Annotated in this window: 17 protein-coding genes; 8 read left to right on the top strand and 9 right to left on the bottom strand. The window is 70.7% G+C overall.

What is annotated here, in order from left to right; genetic code table 11:
• The first annotated feature begins 87 nt into the window (after window positions 1–87).
• Both BSZ36_RS10510 and BSZ36_RS10505 read left to right on the top strand, forming a co-directional pair.
• A complete protein-coding gene (locus BSZ36_RS10510; protein WP_094548689.1) occupies window positions 88–1,128 on the top strand; it encodes an NAD(P)H-dependent glycerol-3-phosphate dehydrogenase in 1,041 nt (346 codons plus the stop codon).
• A 154-nt stretch (window positions 1,129–1,282) separates the two neighbouring features.
• Entirely contained in the window at window positions 1,283–1,936 is a 654-nt protein-coding gene (locus BSZ36_RS10505) for an AlbA family DNA-binding domain-containing protein (RefSeq protein ID WP_094548687.1), read from the top strand.
• A gap of 3 nt (window positions 1,937–1,939) precedes the next feature.
• Here the strand turns inward: BSZ36_RS10505 and BSZ36_RS10500 are convergent, their stop codons facing one another.
• Complete coding sequence (locus tag BSZ36_RS10500) at window positions 1,940–2,383, bottom strand: CHY zinc finger protein (RefSeq protein WP_094548685.1); 444 nt, start codon at window positions 2,381–2,383, stop codon at window positions 1,940–1,942.
• Window positions 2,376–2,957 (bottom strand): biotin transporter BioY, encoded by a 582-nt coding sequence (locus BSZ36_RS10495; protein ID WP_094548683.1) that lies wholly within the window; start codon window positions 2,955–2,957, stop codon window positions 2,376–2,378. The genes BSZ36_RS10500 and BSZ36_RS10495 overlap by 8 nt, the downstream gene beginning before the upstream one ends.
• A gap of 184 nt (window positions 2,958–3,141) precedes the next feature.
• Between BSZ36_RS10495 and BSZ36_RS10490 the strand changes: the two genes are divergently transcribed.
• The 4 genes from BSZ36_RS10490 to BSZ36_RS10475 all read left to right on the top strand — a co-directional run bounded on the left by BSZ36_RS10490 (window position 3,142) and on the right by BSZ36_RS10475 (window position 5,970).
• A complete protein-coding gene (locus tag BSZ36_RS10490; RefSeq protein WP_094548681.1) occupies window positions 3,142–3,645 on the top strand; it encodes a hypothetical protein in 504 nt (167 codons plus the stop codon).
• A gap of 57 nt (window positions 3,646–3,702) precedes the next feature.
• A complete protein-coding gene (locus BSZ36_RS10485; protein ID WP_094548679.1) occupies window positions 3,703–4,119 on the top strand; it encodes a hypothetical protein in 417 nt (138 codons plus the stop codon).
• Window positions 4,120–4,240: 121 nt separating this feature from the next.
• Window positions 4,241–5,590, top strand: coding sequence for a Y-family DNA polymerase (locus BSZ36_RS10480; RefSeq protein WP_218827642.1), 1,350 nt, complete (start codon window positions 4,241–4,243; stop codon window positions 5,588–5,590).
• A gap of 53 nt (window positions 5,591–5,643) precedes the next feature.
• Complete coding sequence (locus BSZ36_RS10475; RefSeq protein WP_094548677.1) at window positions 5,644–5,970, top strand: S24/S26 family peptidase; 327 nt, start codon at window positions 5,644–5,646, stop codon at window positions 5,968–5,970.
• A 27-nt stretch (window positions 5,971–5,997) separates the two neighbouring features.
• Here the strand turns inward: BSZ36_RS10475 and BSZ36_RS10470 are convergent, their stop codons facing one another.
• Both BSZ36_RS10470 and BSZ36_RS10465 read right to left on the bottom strand, forming a co-directional pair.
• A complete protein-coding gene (locus BSZ36_RS10470) occupies window positions 5,998–6,708 on the bottom strand; it encodes a DUF2461 domain-containing protein (protein WP_094548675.1) in 711 nt (236 codons plus the stop codon).
• Between the two features lie 117 nt (window positions 6,709–6,825).
• Window positions 6,826–8,256, bottom strand: a complete 1,431-nt coding sequence (locus BSZ36_RS10465; protein ID WP_094548673.1) for a sensor histidine kinase — start codon at window positions 8,254–8,256, stop codon at window positions 6,826–6,828.
• A 155-nt stretch (window positions 8,257–8,411) separates the two neighbouring features.
• Between BSZ36_RS10465 and purU the strand changes: the two genes are divergently transcribed.
• Complete coding sequence (gene purU / locus BSZ36_RS10460) at window positions 8,412–9,275, top strand: formyltetrahydrofolate deformylase (RefSeq protein WP_094548671.1); 864 nt, start codon at window positions 8,412–8,414, stop codon at window positions 9,273–9,275.
• Between the two features lie 126 nt (window positions 9,276–9,401).
• Here purU and BSZ36_RS10455 read toward each other — a convergent pair whose 3' ends face one another.
• Window positions 9,402–9,623, bottom strand: a complete 222-nt coding sequence (locus tag BSZ36_RS10455; protein WP_218827641.1) for a DUF3072 domain-containing protein — start codon at window positions 9,621–9,623, stop codon at window positions 9,402–9,404.
• 182 nt (window positions 9,624–9,805) lie between these two features.
• Here BSZ36_RS10455 and BSZ36_RS10450 point away from each other — a divergent pair, with 182 nt between their 5' ends.
• Window positions 9,806–12,097: a transglycosylase SLT domain-containing protein gene (locus BSZ36_RS10450; RefSeq protein WP_094548667.1), complete on the top strand. Its 2,292-nt coding sequence runs from the start codon at window positions 9,806–9,808 to the stop codon at window positions 12,095–12,097.
• 56 nt (window positions 12,098–12,153) lie between these two features.
• Here BSZ36_RS10450 and BSZ36_RS10445 read toward each other — a convergent pair whose 3' ends face one another.
• From BSZ36_RS10445 to BSZ36_RS20010, 4 genes are all read right to left on the bottom strand, one after another.
• A complete protein-coding gene (locus BSZ36_RS10445; RefSeq protein WP_094548665.1) occupies window positions 12,154–13,803 on the bottom strand; it encodes an FAD-dependent oxidoreductase in 1,650 nt (549 codons plus the stop codon).
• Window positions 13,804–13,950: 147 nt separating this feature from the next.
• The gene (locus BSZ36_RS10440; protein WP_094548663.1) at window positions 13,951–16,764 is read right to left on the bottom strand and encodes a TonB-dependent receptor; all 2,814 of its coding nucleotides are present in this window, start codon (window positions 16,762–16,764) and stop codon (window positions 13,951–13,953) included.
• Window positions 16,765–16,846: 82 nt separating this feature from the next.
• Window positions 16,847–17,581: a GLPGLI family protein gene (locus tag BSZ36_RS10435; RefSeq protein ID WP_179271133.1), complete on the bottom strand. Its 735-nt coding sequence runs from the start codon at window positions 17,579–17,581 to the stop codon at window positions 16,847–16,849.
• 75 nt (window positions 17,582–17,656) lie between these two features.
• Entirely contained in the window at window positions 17,657–17,791 is a 135-nt protein-coding gene (locus tag BSZ36_RS20010; RefSeq protein ID WP_281253149.1) for a hypothetical protein, read from the bottom strand.
• Window positions 17,792–17,800 lie beyond the last annotated feature (9 nt).

Genomic DNA, 17,800 nt, shown 5'->3' with positions numbered 1-17,800 from the left:
TCGCCTCTGGCGCCAGAGGCGAGCGCGCCGGGGCCGAGGCTCACGGGCGGCCGGACCCATCCCGGTGGCTCCACCGTACCTTCGCGCATGGACATCGAAACCGCCCATACCGCCGTCTTCGGCGCTGGAAGCTGGGGCACGGCCCTCGCCTACAGCCTCGCGAAAGCCGGCCACCCGGTCACCCTCTGGGCCCGCCGCGAAGACGCCGCGCGCGAGATCGCGGCCACGCGCCGCAACGCCGCCTACCTCCCCAACGCCGAGCTTCCGGCAAGCCTCCGCGTCACGTCGGACCTCCACGAAGCCGCCTCTGGCGCAAGCGTGTGGCTGTTCGCCGTACCCAGCCAGTCGCTCCGCAGCGTTGCCACGCAACTCGCGGACCGGGCGACCGAGCCCGAGGCCATCGTCTCGGTCGCCAAGGGGATCGAGAACGGGACGCTGCTGACGACGAGCGGCGTGCTCCGCGAGGCGCTGCCTCTGGCGCCAGAGGCCCGCGTGGGCGTGCTCTACGGGCCGAGCCACGCCGAGGAGGTCGCTCTGGGGCAGCCGACGAGCGTGGTGGTGAGCATCCCGGACCTCGCCATCGCGGAGCAGGTGCAGGCGCTGTTCATGACGCCCTCGCTGCGCGTCTACACCAACACGGACCTGGTCGGCGTCGAAATCGCGGGCTCGGTCAAGAACGTGATGGCGCTCGCCGCCGGCATGGGCGACGGGATGGGGCTGGGCGACAACGCCAAGGCCGCGCTCGTGACGCGCGGGCTGGCCGAGATCACGAGCCTCGGCCTCGCGATGGGCGCCGCGGCGCACACGTTCGCGGGCCTCGCGGGGCTCGGGGACCTGGTGGTGACGTGCTTCTCGAAGCACAGCCGCAACCGCGGCTTCGGCGAGATGATTGGCGGCGGGAAGTCGCTGGAGGAAGCCGCCGACGCGATGACGATGGTCGTCGAGGGCATGAAGACCACCGCGTCCGTCCGCGAACTCGCCTCCCGCTACGGCATCGAGATGCCCATCACCGAGGCCGTCGCGCGCGTCATCGACGGCGAGAGCGCGCCGTACGACGAGGTCTGCTCGCTGATGACGCGCGATCCCAAGCACGAGGCCGCGCACCTCGACGGCTCCGCCTTCGCCTGAGCCTCTGGCGCCAGAGGCGCGTGCGCCTGGTCCACACAGGCGGTCCCAAGCGCCAGAGGCCGAGCCGCCCACGTACCGCGCCGCAAACGACGGCAAAGGCAACGCCGACCGCCTCTGGCGCGTTGGCCGGACTCTCCCCCCGACCCCTTCCCCTATGACCCTCGATGATCTCCGCCGCCTCGCCGCGATGGGGGAGGGCCGCTACCTGGAGTTCAAGAACCGCGTGCCGCGCCCGGACCGCCTCGCGCGCGAGATCATCGCGCTCGCCAACACCGACGGCGGCAAGGTCCTCATCGGCGTGGACGACGACGGCTCGGTCGTGGGCGTAAAGGACGCGGACGAGGAACTGTTCGCGCTGCGCGAAGCACTCGGCGGGCGGGTCGAGCCCGAGGTCGAGATCGAGGTCGAGCCCGTGCGGGTGAGCCGCCGCCGGCTGGCGCTCGTCGTGGACGTGCCGCCATCGATGGACCGGCCCCATTACCTCCGGCCGGACGCGGACCCGCGCCAGAAGCGCAAGGTGTTCGTGCGCGTGGAGGACCAGTCCGTCGAGGCCTCGCGGGAGGCCGTGCTGCTCATGAAGGAGCAGCGCAAGGGGACCGGCGCGCGGTTCACCTTTGGCGAGCGCGAGCGGAAGCTGCTGGCCTACCTGGACCGCCACGAGCGCGTCACCGTGGAGGGCTACGCGCGGCTCGCGGGCGTGCCGCCCTGGAAAGCGTCCAAGACGCTCGTCCAACTCGCGCACGCGGGCGTGCTCGCGCTGCACGCGCAGCCTGGCGGCGCGGACTACTTCACGGCGTCGGTCGCCTGAGCGTTAGGAGCCCGGGGCGGCAACGGCGCGGTCGCCAGAGGCCTCTGGCGCTTCGAAATACAGCCCGCGGTGCGCGCGGCACCCGGGGTTGAACGCCGCGCCGCACGATGGGCAGGCGTCGCCAGAGGCGAGGTAGGCCCCTGGCGTCAGAAGCGTGCGGCAGGCGCCGCAGAGGACGGCGGGCTCGTCGGCCCGCGCCAGAGGCCAGGGCGTAAACGCCCGGCCCACCGTGGCCTCGTGGCAGGACGCGCAGGGGTAGAACGCGTCGCAGCAGCCGCACCGCAGCGCGACGATGTCCACGGCGCTGTGCCAGTGCGCGCACCGCGTCTCGGCGTCCACGTCCACGCCGCGGAGGGGGACCGTAAAACGCGAATCGGCCTCTGGCGGGCGCGTGGTGCGCGTCTCGCCAGAGGCCGAGGGGCCGGAACGATCCGGGGAGTTAGTCACGCGAGATCTGGCGCAGGCCGGCGAACGCGCCAGCGGCCAGCCACACCTTCGCGAGGTCGAACGCGATAAAGAGCAGCGCGCCCTTGACGATGGACTCCATCCACGTCGCGTGGCCGGCGGCGAAGTGCAGCCACGTCACGCCCGCGGTGAACACGAGGAGCGAGCCGATGGTCATCGCCGCAGCGGCGCCGACGAACGAGGTCCAACGCTTCGTCATCATGCCCACGAGGAGCGCGACGATCGGGTAGGAGAGGAGGTAGCCGCCCGTAGTCCCGAAGAGGTACTCGGCGCCAAAGGCACCAGAGGCGAAGACGGGGAAGGCGAGGCCGGCGACGAGGTACAGCGCCATCGAGAGCGCGCCGTTGCGCGAGCCGAGGAACAGGCCGGCGCCGTAGACGGCGAGCGTCTGGAACGTGACGGGCACCTCCCAGAGGTAGATGCGCGCCTGCGCGCCGAGGGCCGCCAGCGCGGCGAAACCGACGACGCCGGCCACCTGCGCGGCAACGGTCGCGCGCGGGCCACGGAGGGCGTCGAGGATGGACGGGCGGGGAGCGGAGAGAGCGAGAGCGGACATCGCGGCAGAGAGGTCGGAGGTGAGCGGGCAAACTACGGAGCCTCTGGCGGGATCCGGAAACGTCGTGGGCCTCTGGCGCCAGAGGCCGCGCGCAGACCCCGCGTGCATGCCTCCCGCGCGCCAGAGCCGGTGCAGCGCGGGCGGGGCGGGCTCCGTATGGGCGGGACACACTCATTCCCTCGCCGTGCGCCGACTCCTGCTCGTCCCTCTTTTCCTCCTCGCCGCCTGCGACAGCGGCCCCAGCTTCGGCGACGACTTCCTGAGCGTTTACAGCTTTACAGCGTTCAACGCCAGCGGCCAGAGCGAGGGCGCGGTCCTGACGCGGGGCCGGATCGGCCTGACGTACATCCCGAGCGACGTGAGCAGCATCCCGGACGGCTGGCAGGGCCAGTGGGACCTCCGCGCGGCCGCCGACGGAGGAACGATGGAAGGCGCCGTGGACGGCGAGGGGACCATCAGCGGGCAGACGCTGGAGGACGGCACCATCGAGCTCCGCTTCGCCGTTCTTGTCGGCTCCCGCGCGGATGCGGAGATAGGGTATAGGCTTCGGGGCTCGTTCGAGGATGACGGCGAGCGGTTTGTCGGCACGTGGACCTCGTACGGCGGCTTTACCGGCGGCCCGCTCTTTAGCGGCCCCTTCGAGGCGCAGCTCACGCGCCGCGCAACGGAGTTCATCATCGCCGGCTGACCTCCTCAATTCCCTGCAACCCGCAACGCTCGCCAGAGGCCTCTGGCGCCACCACGCATGACACGGCTCCTCTTCCTGCTCCCGCTTCTCGCGCTCGCCGCGTGCGACAGCGCCTCTGGCGGCAACACCTACGATCTCTCGCTCTACAGCGGTGAAGGCGAGCGCGTCGCCCGTATCACCTTCGAGCGCCCGGTAGGCGACCCCTGCGACGCCATCGGGTGCGGCAGCGGCGAGGCGGAGTGGAAGGCGACCGATGTGGAAAGCGGGTTCCGTCTGAGCCAAAGGCGAGGCACGCTGTACGCTCAGGAGACCGGGTTCGGCGCGTACCGCCTCACGCTCACGCCCGAGATCGCGGACGACGGCATCCGCATCGAGATCGAGGAAGACCCACGTGGCGCCGTATCGGGGCGGTGGTCGTACAGCACGCTTTCTGGCGAGGTGGCCGGTGGGGCCGTGCGCGGGACGCTCGGGTAGGGGGCGGCCTCTGGCGCACGGATGGGCCGCCAGAGGCCCCTGGCGGCGCTCTGAGGCCTACTGACACCGCGGGTGTCACCGGCTCGCGCCGAGGTTGGAGCCCCTTCCCGCCCGTCCTCTCGTGTTGCCCGCCCCTCCGGAGGCTTCGCCGTCGCGCCTTTTCGCGCTCGTCGACGCCAGCAACTTCTACGTCTCCTGCGAGCGCGTCTTCCGCGCCGACCTCCGCCAGAGGCCCGTCGTCGTCCTCTCCAACAACGACGGGTGCATCGTCTCGCGGAGCCAGGAGGTCAAACGCGCCGGGATTCCCAACGGGGCGCCGTACTTCAAGACGAAGCGGCAACTGGAGCGCATGGGCGCGGCCGTGTTCTCGTCTAACTACGAGCTCTACGGCGATTTCAGCCGCCGCGTGATGGAGGTCCTGGGCACGTTCACGCCCGACGTGGAGCCGTATTCCATCGACGAGGCGTTTCTCGTCCTCCACACGCCGACGCCAGAAGACCGTGACCCGGCGCGGCTGCGCGCATTGGCGAAGACGATCCGCGACCGCGTCCTCGCGTGGACCAAGATCCCCGTCCGCGTCTCCATCGCGCCGACGAAGACGCTCTGCAAAGCGGCCAGCGAACTCGCGCGGCTCCGCGGCGGCGCCGTCTCGCTACACGGCCTCTCGCCAGAGGCGATGTCCCGCGCGCTGGAATTGGTGCCCGTCCAGGATGTCTGGGGCGTCGGCCGCGCGACAGCGCGCAAGCTGGACGCCAGAGGCGTCAAGACGGCCCGTCAGCTCCGCGACCTCTCCGACGCGTGGGTGCGGAAGCACCTCCACACCGTCGGGATGCGGACGGTGTACGAGCTCCGCGGCGTGTCCTGCATCCCGCTGGAGCGCGCCCCGAGGCCGCGCCGCACGCTGATGCGGAGCCGGAGCTTTGGCACACCCGTGACCGAGCCTCTGGCGCTGCGCGAAGCGCTGAGCACGCACGCCAGTGCCGCCTGCGCCACGCTGCGCGAGGAGGGCTTGGCCGCGAAGGCCGTCCAGATCTTCTACCACACCGGCCGCCACGGCCCCGGCCCGCACCGCTCGGCCTCGCTCGCGCTTCCTCTGGCGACGCCGACCTCGTGCACGGACGCCATCCTGAGCGCAGTCCACGCGCTTCTGGCGCAGTCGTGGGCATCGGGCGACGCCAGGGGCACGCCGTTCCGCTACAAGAAAGCCGGCGTGATGCTGCTCGACCTCGCGCCGTCGGCGGAGGCGCAGGCGGACCTGTTCAGCCCGCGCTCGCCGGAGCGCCAGAGGCTGTTCGAGACCATGGACGCGCTCAACCGGCGCTACGCCCAGCCCGCGATGAGCCCGGCCGTGTTCCTCGCCGCCACGCACCTGCGCCGCCCGGGCGCGGCGCGCGCGTGGGAAACCCAGCGCAACCACACCAGCCCGCGGTACACCACCGTCCGCGCCGACCTCCCGACCGTCCGCGTCTAGGGCGCCTCTGGCGCTCCCGCCACTCCTTTCCACGTTTCCCTCGCCAGAGGCCCATGTCCCCCGAACCCCGTTCCAGCGTTGTCGGCTTCGTCGCGCCCGTCGTCGCCGAGAGCCGCCACCACCGCATCGACCTCAACGAAGTCGTGGGCCTGACGGAGGCGGGCACGCTCGCCGGCCGCTTTCTCGTGACCGTTGAAGGCCTCTCGCCCGGCGCGCTCGACCTCCGCGCGGGCGACCTCGCGGTCGTGGACTGCACGCGCACGCCAGAGGCGCACGACCTCGTCGTCGTGGAGCGCGATGGGCTCCTCGCGATGGCCTCTGGCGCCGGGAACGAGGAGGTGTTCGGCGTGGTGACGCACTTCCTCGTCGGCGCGCGGTAACCACGCCAGAGGCTGGGCGCCAGAGGCTCAGGCGCCGGGGGCCGCGTCCGCCACGTTCCAGCCCCAGGCCAGGAGCGGCATCGCGTCCTGCGCGAAGGCGACCACGTCGCCAGCGAAGCCGGGCGACTGCGTGGCCTCTGGCGCCACCTCGCGCGTGGCGACGGTCCCCTTCCACTTGAGGTACGGCGCGATGGCGGCGTCCGCGAAGCCCTCGAAACCGCGCGGCATCCGCTTGAGCGTGCCCGCGGGGCCGGTCCCGAGCGTGAGCCCGCTGCCTTCCAGTTCCTCCACCACCGCGAGCCAGGCCTCTGGCGCCCCAGCGATCCGCTCGCGCCAGCGGCGCAGCAGTGGGGACTCCATCGCCCAGAAGCCCGCCGCCAGGAAGCAGTGCTCGGGCTCGACGTGGACATAGAGCGAGCCGGGGCTTTTCTTCTTGCCGTCGCGGGAGAGGACGAGGCCGAGGTGCGTTTTGTAGGGCGCTTTGTTCTTGGAAAAGCGCGTGTCACGATAGATGCGGAACGGGGCCTTTTTCGGGTCGCCCGTGAGTGGGAGCCCGGCACGCGGCATCGCCTCCGCGAGTTCGCCGACGAGGCAGCGCGCCGGCCACAGCAGCTCGTCGTCGTAGGTGGCCTTGCGCGGCTTGAACCAGTCCCGCTCGTTGTGGGCGCGGAGGTCGCGGAGAAACGCGAAGGCCTCGTCGCGGAAGCCGGGGAAGGGGGGGAGGGAGTCGGGCGTCATGCGAGGGCGAGAAAGAGACCCGAAGCTAGCGGGCGGCCGCGCCAGGGGCGTGTCGCGGGCCTCTGGCGCCAGAGGCGGAAACCGGGTAGACCCTGGACATCGAGGCCGCCAGAGGCGCTATGCGCCGGGAGCCTCGCCTTCGGGCACCTCCACGGCTTGGCGGGGCGCCTCAATGGGGAGGCAGACCGTGAACGTCGTCCGGCCGGGCTCGCTCGCCACGTCGATCCGGCCCTCGTGCTGCGCCACGATGCGCTGCACCACGTCCAGCCCGAGGCCTGTCCCTTTGCCGGGGTCCTTCGTGGTAAAAAAGGGCTCGAAGATGCGGTCCACGGCCTCTTGCGGGATGCCCTCGCCGTCGTCCTCGATGTCCACGCAGATCAGGCGGCCCTCGCGGCGGGACCGCAGTGTGAGCGTGCCCGCCTCTGGCGCGGCGTCGATGGCGTTGTCGAGGAGGTTGGTCCAGACCTGGTTGATCTCGCCGGGGTAGACGCAGACGCCGGGAATGTCCTCGCCCCACTCGCGCTGCACGCTGAGGCTCTTTTTGCGGATGGAGTGGCCCAGCATGGTGAGGGTTTGCTCGATCCCCTCGTGGAGGTCCGTCGTCTGGCGCGTGGGCGCGCGGTCCATGTGCGAGTACGACTTGACCGACGCGACGAGATCCGAGATGCGCGCGGCCGACCGCTCGATCTCGGCCATGAGCCGGTCCACGGCCAGCCCCTTCTCAATCCACAGGACCACGTCTGAGAGTGCCTCTGGCGGGATCTCACGCGCGAGGCGGTCCAGCGATTGGGGCGTGGCGCCCTCCTCCGCGAGGACTTCGGCGACGACGTACGCCTGCGGCACGCCGTGGTCGTCCAGCCAGTCGGCCAGCTCGTCCTCGCGCTCGCTGCGCTCCAGCGCGGACTGCGAGCCTACCCCGGGCGCCGTGCACGTCTTGAAGGCGGCCCGCGCGGCCTCCACCTGGTCCGGCGAGAGCCCGTGGCCGACCAGGCTGGAGACCAGCGGCATCATCCTGCTAAAGCGGTCTCGCAGGTCGCTGGCGCCGCGCTGGATGGCGGCGGCGGGGTTGTTGAGCTCGTGCGCCAAGCCAGCCGAAAGCTTGCCAAGCGAGAGCATCTTCTCGCGCTGCTGGTCCTGCCGCGAGGACTCCCGCACGCGGTCGGTCATCCGCGCCACGAGCCGCTTGCCGACTTCGGGCATCCGCTCCATCATCTCCCAGAAGTGGTCCTTGTGGATCGCGGCGATCCGCGCGTCCTCCGTCACCACGCCTTCTCCGCCGAAGGTCTCCATGCGTGAGAACGGGAGCAGCCCCGAGATGTCGCCCGCGTGGATCGTCCCGAACGGGCGCCGCTGCCCCCCATCGAGGGTAAAGATTTGGAAGGCCCCTTCCAACACCACGAACATCTCCACGGCCTTGGCGCCGGTCTCGAACGGCGCCTCGCCCTCGGCATAGCGCCGCTCCTCGGCCGTCTCGGCCAGCCACGCGAGGTCGGCCTCCGGCTGGTCATGGAACACGTCGACGGACTGAAAATCGGCGGCGGTGAGCATGGCGCCAGAGGCTGTGTACGCCGTGAACGCGGCCTCTGGCGCGGGGCTCCCGGGGACGATCTGGAGCGCGAGCCTCTGGCGTGCGGGCGGAGGCGCGTCGCCAGAGGCCAGATGTAGCCGTCCCGAGCGATCTTGAGGCCTCCGCCTGAATCCTCATGTCCGTCCCTCTCGCGCGCCTCCTTATCACCTGCCCCGACGCCCCCGGCATCGTCGCGGCGGTCAGCGGGTTTTTGCGCAACCACGGCGCCAACATCACCGCGCTAGACCAGCACTCTACCGACCCCGAGGGCGGTCGCTTCTTCCTCCGGGCGGAGTTCACCACGCCACACCTCGACCTCGGCGCGGGCGCGCTAGAGGCGGCCTTCGCGCGCGTCGTGGCGGAGCCGTTCGAGATGGAGTGGCGCATCCTCTACGCCTCGCGGCGCCAGAGGCTCGCGCTGATGGTCTCCAAGGTGGACCATGCGCTCTTGGAGATCCTGTGGCTGTGGCGCCGCGGCGAGTTGGACGCCGAAATCCCGCTCGTGGTCAGCAACCACGACGCGCTCCGCGAAGAGGTGGAGCGCTTTGGCGTGGCCTTCCACCACATCCCGGTCACGCGGGAAACCAAGCCGGAGGCCGAGGCGCAAACGCTCGCGCTGTACGAAGACGCCGGGATCGATCTCGTCGTCCTCGCGCGCTACATGCAGATCCTTTCGCCGGCGTTCGTAGGGCGCTACCCCCAGCGCATCCTCAACATTCATCACTCGTTCCTGCCCGCTTTTATCGGCGCGGACCCATACCGGCAGGCGTTCGAGCGCGGCGTCAAGGTGATCGGCGCGACGGCGCACTACGTCACGGACGATCTGGACGAGGGGCCGATCCTAGAGCAGGGCGTCGCACGCGTCACGCACCGGCAGTCCGTCGCCGATCTCAAGCGGCTCGGGCAGACGCTGGAGCGCGACGTGCTCGCGCGAGCGCTTCGGTGGCACTTGGAAGGGCGCGTGCTCGTGCACGGCAACAAGACCGTCGTGTTCGCTTGAGCCTCTGGCGCGGGGCTCCCAGCCAAGCCACCGAGCCCTGCGGCGCCCTCCGCCGCCAGGGGCCAAACGAGCGCGAGCCGCCCCGGGTGTGGAGCGGCTCACGAGGGGAAGGGTGGGCGCCAGCGGCTACTGGCCGCGCCCGGTCTTGTCCTGAAGCTCCTCGATCTTCTCGGAGGCCTCGGCCTTGGTCAGGCCTTCCACTTCGGAGGGGTCGGCGTCGGCCTCTTGCGCGAGGGTGTGGAGGTACGACTGCTGCGCGCCGGTCATCTTCTCGTCGCCGGTGACCCAGTTCTCGGGGTCCTTCTGCGCGTTGCTGTCGGTGTTGTTCTGATCTGCGGGGGTAGACACGTCGGTTTGGGAGGTGTGTGCCCCTAACCTCGCGAACGGTGCTGCCACCGGTGTGTCGCCGGGAAATCCCTGAGCCTCTGGCGTGCCGCCCTCGCGCCAGAGGCTACGCGCCCGGGCGTGCTCGCCAGAGGCCGCGACGCACGCGGCGTGCAACCAACGGGGGGCAGCGGCATTGGCAGCCCATGACGCTCTCCGTGACCTGCCGCCTCGTGTTGCTCCCGTTCCTTCTGGTGCTCGCCAGCGGCTGCGGCGCCGACGGCAACACGCCGGAGGAGGTCCCGGACGCCGAGGCGCTTACGCAAGCCGCGGCTTACCTCGACGCGGACCGCCCCTGGGGCGCGGCGCAACTCCTCCGCTCGTACACAGCGAGCGACCTGGAGGCCCTGACTCCCGAGACGCGCGTGCTGGCCGCTCGCGCGGAAGCCGCCGGGGGGGAGTGGGAGCGCGTCGGCGTTCTCCTGAACGGCGTGGAAGGGCTTGACTCGCTGGATGGAGGCCGGGGGATCTACCTCCTCGCGCGCTCCCGCGATGACGCCGGTGACTTGGACGCGGCGCGCGAGGGGTACGACGCGTTTCTCAGCACGTCCGACCCGGCTCGCATGGGCATCGAGCGCGACGCGGCCCGGTTGCGGCGGGCGCTCGTGATGGCCCGGCAAGACCCCGAGGCGGGGAACCGCGCCCTTGCGGAGGTGCCGGGCGTCTCGGCCGAGTGGCGGGCGGTGCTGGAAGCGGAAGCGCTGGCGCAGAGCGGCGATGCCGAGCGCGTCGAGGCGGTCGCCGGGCCGTACACGCGGGGCGCGCTCGGTCGCCGAGCGTGGGCGGCGCGTATCGAGGCCGCGCGCAAGTCGGGCGATCTCGGCGCGGCGCGGGTTTTGGCGGATCGGGCCCGCACGCAGGCGGCGTCCGGTCCGGCTCAGGCCGCCTTCGCGCTCGCCTCTGGCGACCTCGCCGCCGAAGCGGGCGAGGCCGAGACCGCACGCGCGCGTTTCCGAGAGGCCATCGGCGCCTCGCCTGGAAGCGCCGCCGCGCGCGACGCTGCCGCGCGCCTCCGCACGGGCACGCCAGAGGCCGCCGACTGGCTGGCGCTCGCGGAGACCGACCGCGCGCTCGGCCTCAACGCCGAGGCCGCAGATGCCTACGCCGCGTGGCTGGCCTCTGGCGCGGGCACCCCCGCCCAGCAAGCCGAGATCCGCTACAAAGCGGCCGACGCGCTCTTCGACGCCCAGCGTTACGACGAGGTGGAGGCCGTGCTCGCGCCCATCCTCAGCCGGACCGACGCGCGCGAGCTGTGGGCCGGCACGCTCGGCCGGATGGGGCGCACGCCAGAGGCCGCGGCGCTCTACCTCGGCCTCGCCTCTGGCGACCCGGCCCCCAACCTCTACTTCGCCGCCGACGTGCTCCACCAGGGCGGGGACCTCGCCGCGGCGCTCCCGCTCTACCAGCGCGTCGAGCAGGAGCACGCCGGGTCGCGCTGGGCGGGCCTCGCGACGATGCGCCGGGCGGGGCAGGCGTTCCTGGAGGAGGACTACGCAGAAGCGGCTCGGCTCTGGGACGGCTACCGAGCGCGCCAGCCCGGGGGCACGCACGCCCTCCGCGCGCTCTACTGGGCCGGGGAGGCGCTCGCAGCGTCCGGAGACTCCACAGCTGCGGACGCGCGTTTTCAGGGCGTCCTGCGCCAGGAGCGCGACTCGTACTACGCGCTCCTCGCGAGCCGAGCGCTTGGCGTGGACTTCTGGCCCCTCCCTATGAGCGCGTCGCCGCCAGAGGACCCCGCCGCGGCCTCTGGCGCGGAGCAGGCCTTGCGGGGCGTGGACGTGCTCCGCGAGGCCGGGTTCGACGACGCCGCCGAGGCGGAACTGGATCGCGCCATCGCCCGCGTAGGCCGGGGGGACGCCGCGCGGTACGCGCTCGCCGAGGCGCTCGTGGAGCGGGGTTACGGCCGGCACGCGATCCAGATCGGACTGTCGCTGGGCGGAGGCACGAACGCGCGGCGGCTCCGCGTCCTGTACCCGTTCCCGTTCCGGCGCATGATCTCGGCCGAAGCCGAGGCGCGCGGGGTGGACCCGTTCGTCGCCGCAGCGCTGATCCGGCAGGAGTCCCAGTTTTCGGCGCGCGCCACGTCCCACGTCGGCGCGCGGGGGCTCATGCAACTCATGCCCGCCACGGCGCGAGCCCTCGCGCAAGAGGAAGGGCTGGACGGCTGGGACCCCGACTTGCTGTACCTCCCCGAGGTCAACGTGTACCTCGGCACGCGCTACGTCGGGCAGCAGGTGGCTGCGTACGGGGGCGCGCTGCCCGCCGTGTTCGGGGCGTACAACGCGGGCCCGCACCAGATCGACGCGTGGCGGGCGTTCCCGGAGTACGGGCGCGACGCGCTGTTCACCGAGCGCATTCCTTTCCGCGAAACGCGCGACTACGTCAAGATCCTGACCCGCAACCGCGCGATCTACGAAGGCCTCTACGGCGCGCGCTAGGCCTCTGGCGAACGCAACCGGGGCGCTCTCCGCCAGAGGCCTCTGGCGGCACGCCGCTACAGCGACGCCAGGTGTTGGTGCACGAACGCGACCGCGACGGAGCCCTCGCCGACGGCGCTGGCGACGCGCTTGACCGACTCGTGGCGCACGTCGCCCGCCACGAACACGCCGGGCACGCTGGTTTCCAGCAGGAACGGGTCTCGCGCCAGAGGCCAGTGCGCGAGGTCCTCTGGCGTGAGGTCCGGCCCGGTGCGGACAAACCCCTTGTCGTCGCGCGCGATGAAGTCGCCCAGCCAGTCCGTCTGGGGCGTCGCGCCGATAAAGACGAACACGTAATGCGTCTCGACCTCGGTCGTCCCGCCCCCCTCGCGGTCCCGGATCGTGATGCGCTCCAGGTGGCCGTTGCCGTGGCAGGCCTCGATCTCGTGGCCCAGGCAGACCTCGATCTGCTCGTGCGCCTCGATGCGGTCCACGAGGTACTGGCTCATGCTTTTCGCGAGGTCGTCGCCGCGGACGAGGATCGTGACCTGCGCGGCGTACTCCGCGAAGTGCAGCGCCGCCTGCCCTGCCGAGTTGCCTGCGCCGACGACGAACACGTGCTCGTCCTGGCAGCCGATGGCCTCGGTCATCGCGGCGCCGTAGTAGACGCCCTGGCCGGCCATCTCGTCCGCGCCAGAGGCCGGGAGCGTGCGCCAATCCACGCCCGTCGCGAGCATGAGCGCGTGGCAGGCCACCTCGGAACCCGTGCTGAGCGAGAGGATCTTGTACGGCCCCTCGGCGCGGATCGACTCCACGCTCACGGGCGCGAGGATCTCGACGCCGAAGCGCTTGGCCTGGCTCACGCCGCGCCGTGCGAGGTCGGCGCCTGAAAGGCCGGAGGGAAAGCCGAGGTAGTTCTCGATGCGGCTGGACGTGCCGGCCTGCCCGCCCGGCGCCTCGCGCTCGATGAGGACCGTTTTGAGGCCTTCGCTCGCGCCGTAGACCGCGCTCGCCAGCCCCGCCGGGCCGCCGCCGATGATGGCGAGGTCGTAGAACTCCCGCTCGGCCGTTTGGCTGAGCCCCGAGGCCTGGGCCACCTCGGCGTTGGTCGGGTTCTCCAAGTGCGCGCCGTCGGGCGTGACGACAAGCGGGAGCGTGGCGCCAGAGGCCAGCTCGCAGGCGCTTTCGTCGCGCTCGACGTCGAGGAACGTGTACGGGATCTGGTTGCGCGAGAGGAAGTCGCGGAGCCTGTGGCCGTCCGAGCTCCAGCGGTCGGCGATCAGGCGGAAGCCGCCGAAGCCAGGGCGCCACGTGCCGCGCCAGTCCGCGAGCAGGTCGTCCAAGACGGGGAAGAGCTTCTCCTCTGGCGGGTCCCACGGCTTGAGGAGGTAGTAATCGATCCGCCCGCTGTTGATGGCGCCGATGGCGGCGTCGGTATCGGCGTAGGCCGTCAGCATGGCGCGCTTGGCCGCTGGCGCGATCTCGGCGACCCTTTTCAGCGTCGCCACGCCGTCCAGGTCGGGCATTCGCTGGTCGCTGAGCACGAGGGCCACGGCGTCGCCGCGCTCCGTCAGTTTCTGGACCGCGTCCACAGCCTCGGCGCCCGAGGAGGCGCGGATCACGCGGTAGCTCTCGCCATACTGGCGGCGGAGGTCCCGCGCGATGGCGCGGAGCACGTCGGGCTCGTCGTCAACGACGACGATGGCGGGGTTGCGGGTGTCGGCCATGCGGAGAGGGGAGTGGGCCGACAACGCCAGAGGCCGCGCAAGGCTCCGGGGCGCGGGGGCGGGACACCCGCCTGAAGCAAAGCGGCCGCTGGCGCCAGAAGGCCGGCTTTCCCGGCGCCGGAACGCCAGAGGTCCGGCGCCAGAGGCTCAGCCCATGATGCGGATGCCGGGGCGGCCAGGGCCGCCGCCCGATCCCGCGAGGTCGTACACGAAGCGGAGCAGCACGTAGCGGCCGAGCGAGCTCACGCGCTCCTCCTCCAGGTACGAGGCCGTGTTGTTGTACGTCACGCCGAGGTTGCGGTCCAGGAGGTCCGTCGCCACCAGCTCGATGCGGCCGCGGCCTTGCATGATGGTGTAGGCGGCGGAGGCGCGCCAGAGGGGAACGGCCTGGGTGCTCGCGCTGCCGCCCGCGACGGCGTTGCCGTACACGTCGAGGTCGAAGTCGGTGCTGATCTCGAACGCGTCGCTGGGCGTCCAGCCTAGGCCGGCGGAGAGGCCCCAGTTGACGTAGCTGCGGTCGAGCTGCGGGTTGAGGGAGTACGCCGCGTTGTTGTACGTGATCTTCGGACCGATCGAGAGGTCGAAGCGCTCCTTGTTGCGGTTCTGCACGGTCGCGTTGAGCGTGCCGCGGAAGAGGCTGGAGGCGTTTTCGTCGCCGTTGATGATCTCGACGGCCCGGTTGAACAGCGTGTTGGCGGAGAGGCTGACGCGGCTTTTGATGGGCTTGTAGACCGTCCCGAACGAGCCGTTGCCGATCACGCTCCACGTCCCCGACGTGTTGATGGGCGTGGAGGTCTGGCGGAACTGCGCGTCCACCGTCCGCGAGGTGGAAATCGCCGTCGGGCTGTAGGAGCCGCGGACGAAGCCGAAGAAGTTGGTGGAGGTGAACTGGTCGAAGGTGAGGTAGCGCGCGTTGAGACTGTGTGTGTAAGCGGGCCGGAGGTCCGGGTTGCCGACGTAGATCCGCAGCGGGTCCGTGATGTCCACGACGGGCTGCAACTCGCGCACGCTGGGCTCGCGCGTCGAGGTCTCGTAGCGGAGCTCGACGTTCCGGCTCTGCGAGAAGGCGTAGCTGACGGTCGCCTCGGGCAACAGGCGGAGGTACTGCTGGTCGATGTTCTGGTCCGCGCCGCGCTGGGTGCCGTCCAGGCGCGTGAGCTGCGCTGTCAGGCCTGCGGAAAGGCTCACGGGCTCCGTATTGCGCACGTAGGTCACGCCGACCTTGTCGTAGAGGTAGGTCCGCTCAAAGGCCGAGCTCTGAGCGGCGTTGAGCGTTCGCACATCGCCCAGGATGTCGAACACCTCGCGCGTCTGGTCCTCTCGCGTCTCGCGATGCTCGACTCGCGCCTGGAGCGCCTGCTTCGGCGCCAGAGGCTGGGTGAACAGCAAGGAGCCGCCGGCCGTGAACGTGTCGCCGCGTTGGGACTGCAACTGGTTGATCTCCTCGGTCGTGAGGAGGTCGCCGCTGGCGTAGAACCGGTTGGTCGCGAGGAAATCCGCGTCGGCGTCGGTCTGGTTGAGGTCGGCGTTGAGCTCGGCGACGAGGCTGCGGCGGCCGAACTTGCGGCGGTACGTGAGCGCCGCGTCGCCTCCGGCGTTGGAGCCGTCGGTGTCGATGTCGGTGTCGCTGGTGTTTTCGAGGAGGTCGGCGGTGTTGAAGGTTTGCTGCTCGGTAAACGTGCGGGCGCCGTTGGTGCCGTAGCGGAGCGAGGAGCGGAGGCGGATGTCGTGCCCGTCGCTGATCTTGTGCTCGCCGAAGAGGTTGAGGCGGTGGATCTGAGTGCCGTCGTCGCCGTCGGCGGTTTCCTCCAGGCGCGAGGAGAGGTCCTCGCCGAAGAACTGCTGGCGCTGGATCGACCTCTGGCGCGTCTTGTCCAGGTTGTGCAGGAAGTAGCTCGTGCGGATCGAGGTCTTCGGGCTGAACTCGCGGTTGAAGTTGATCCCGCCAGAGGCCGTGTCCGAGAAGCCGTCGCCCAGGTCCTCGCCCACGGGGATGCCGCCGCCGCCGACGCGGAATGTGCCGCCGTTGGCCATCATGCTCATGCCGCCCATGAACTGGAAGTAGTCGCCGACGGAGAAGCTCTGCCGGTTGATGTTGTTGACGTTGCCGATAAACGAGATCTGCGTGGACGGGCTGAAGCGGTTGACGGAGGCCTGCGCGTCGTACAGCATCCCGGGGCCGCTGGCGCCGGAGGCTGAGGGGAGCCCGGCGCCGCTGGCGTTGCTGGAGGGCACGCCGCCCAGCCCGCCGCCGACGTTGCCGAAGTAGCCGCTTTTGCGGTCTTCCTTGAGTTCGAGGTTGATGGTGCGCTCTTCCTCGCCGTCTTCCACGCCGGTGAACTCGGCGGTGTCGGAGGACTTGTCGTAGACCTGCACGCGCTCGACGGCGTCGGCGGGGAGGTTGCGGGTGGCGACGGTGGGATCGTCGCCGAAGAACTCCTTGCCGTCCACGAGCACCCTCTGGACCTTCTGGCCCTGCGCGGTCACGGAGCCGTCCTCCTCGACCTCCATGCCGGGGAGTTGCCGCAAGAGGTCTTCCACGCTCGCGCCCTGCCGCGTGCCAAAGGCCGCGGCGTCGTAGTCCAGCGTGTCGCCTCGCAGCACGATGGGCACGCGCTCCCCGTCTACGACGAGCTTGCCTAGTTCGTCCACGGCCTCTTGCAGCACGAGGCTGCCCACGTCCAGCGCGTCGCCGCCGACCTCGATGTCCTGCGTGGCCGACTGGTAGCCGACAAACGACACTTTGAGGATGTAGGCCCCCTCGCGCACGCGCCGGACCTCGAAAGCGCCATCCGCGCGCGAGGAGGCAAAGGAGACAAGGACGGAGTCCGCGGGCTGCATCAGCACGACCGTCGCGCCCGGGAGCGGGAGGCCGGTGGAATCCGAGACGGTGCCGGTGACGGAGACCTGCGCCCAGACGGCACAGGGAGCGAGAAGGAGAACGAGGCAGAGCGAGCGCATACGAGAACCGGGCGGGCCTCTGGCGCCAGAGGCAGGGAAGGAGCGGCGATGTCGCCAGAGGCTCGGCCTCTGGCGGGAGGCGTCAGCCCCGGATGGTGAAGCCGCCGCGGCGTCCGCCGTACGCCTTCTGCATCTCCTCGATCTTCTCCTTCATGATGGTCGTGAACTCCTCCTCCGTCACGCGGCGGCCGTCTTCCGGCGCGGCGATGGTGCCCTCCGCCAGAGGCTCCAACGTGACCTCGCGTGCGATAAACGTCTGGCGCGCGTCGTCCAGGGTGAGCACGAGGATGAGGCCGGGCAGGCCACCGAAGTCCTCGGGGCCGGCCGAGACGGGTATCTCCGGCGTGAACCACGCCTCGACAGCGACGGTGTCGCGCATGGCAGTCGCTTTCATGCATGGGTACCCCAGGAACTCGCTCTGCTCGTCGGTGAGGCGCCACGCCAGAGGCTCCGGCTCGCCGTCGATGAGGAACGTGCGGCCCATGAAGTCCCGCTTCTCGACGCTCGTGCCCGCGTCGCGGTCCACGTAGAGCGCGTTCTCCTCCTGGGCGCGGCGGAACATCACGCGCATCCCGCCCGAGGAGAAGTCTTCGTCCTCCTCTTCGGCCTCTGGGGCGGCGACGAGCAGCGACGAGCTCTCGTCAAAGTGGAGCAGTTTCGAGGCCGTCATCGTGGACGGAAACTGGTCCGCCATGTGCTGCATCTCTGGAGGAAGCTCGATGTCGAGCCGCGTCGTGATCTCGTAGCGGACGGTCCCCTCTTGCGCGAGGGCCGGGACAGACAGGAACAGGGCGAGGAGGAGTACCAGGTGACGCATAGGAGAGGGGAGGGCGTGGGGCAGAGTACTGCGCAACGCGCGTTGGTTCATCCTCATATTTGTGCCGGTGGATTCTTACGCGACCGAGCCTCTGGCGCGTGCGAGAGGGGCGGGCACGGATGCGGCCCGGCGGCCTGCGCCAGAGGCATAGAAAAGCCGGTGTGCCTCTGGCGCGAACGCCTCAGGCACACCGGCTAAGAGGGGAGTCACGCTCCCAGC

It is taken from the genome of Rubricoccus marinus, assembly GCF_002257665.1.
Taxonomy (GTDB): domain Bacteria; phylum Bacteroidota; class Rhodothermia; order Rhodothermales; family Rubricoccaceae; genus Rubricoccus; species Rubricoccus marinus.
The sequence above is the reverse complement of the archived record's forward strand: the minus strand, read 5'-3'. Positions and strand labels throughout refer to the sequence as shown.

What these genes read in the sequence shown, in the direction of transcription:
- BSZ36_RS10510 (WP_094548689.1), top strand. Translation starts at nt 88, where the DNA reads ATGGACATCGAAACCGCCCATACCGCCGTCTTCGGCGCTGGAAGCTGG.
- BSZ36_RS10505 (WP_094548687.1), top strand. Translation starts at nt 1,283, where the DNA reads ATGACCCTCGATGATCTCCGCCGCCTCGCCGCGATGGGGGAGGGCCGC.
- BSZ36_RS10495 (WP_094548683.1), bottom strand. Translation starts at nt 2,957, where the DNA reads ATGTCCGCTCTCGCTCTCTCCGCTCCCCGCCCGTCCATCCTCGACGCC.
- BSZ36_RS10485 (WP_094548679.1), top strand. Translation starts at nt 3,703, where the DNA reads ATGACACGGCTCCTCTTCCTGCTCCCGCTTCTCGCGCTCGCCGCGTGC.
- BSZ36_RS10475 (WP_094548677.1), top strand. Translation starts at nt 5,644, where the DNA reads ATGTCCCCCGAACCCCGTTCCAGCGTTGTCGGCTTCGTCGCGCCCGTC.
- BSZ36_RS10470 (WP_094548675.1), bottom strand. Translation starts at nt 6,708, where the DNA reads ATGACGCCCGACTCCCTCCCCCCCTTCCCCGGCTTCCGCGACGAGGCC.
- BSZ36_RS10465 (WP_094548673.1), bottom strand. Translation starts at nt 8,256, where the DNA reads ATGCTCACCGCCGCCGATTTTCAGTCCGTCGACGTGTTCCATGACCAG.
- purU (WP_094548671.1), top strand. Translation starts at nt 8,412, where the DNA reads ATGTCCGTCCCTCTCGCGCGCCTCCTTATCACCTGCCCCGACGCCCCC.
- BSZ36_RS10450 (WP_094548667.1), top strand. Translation starts at nt 9,806, where the DNA reads ATGACGCTCTCCGTGACCTGCCGCCTCGTGTTGCTCCCGTTCCTTCTG.
- BSZ36_RS10445 (WP_094548665.1), bottom strand. Translation starts at nt 13,803, where the DNA reads ATGGCCGACACCCGCAACCCCGCCATCGTCGTCGTTGACGACGAGCCC.
- BSZ36_RS10440 (WP_094548663.1), bottom strand. Translation starts at nt 16,764, where the DNA reads ATGCGCTCGCTCTGCCTCGTTCTCCTTCTCGCTCCCTGTGCCGTCTGG.
- BSZ36_RS10435 (WP_179271133.1), bottom strand. Translation starts at nt 17,581, where the DNA reads ATGCGTCACCTGGTACTCCTCCTCGCCCTGTTCCTGTCTGTCCCGGCC.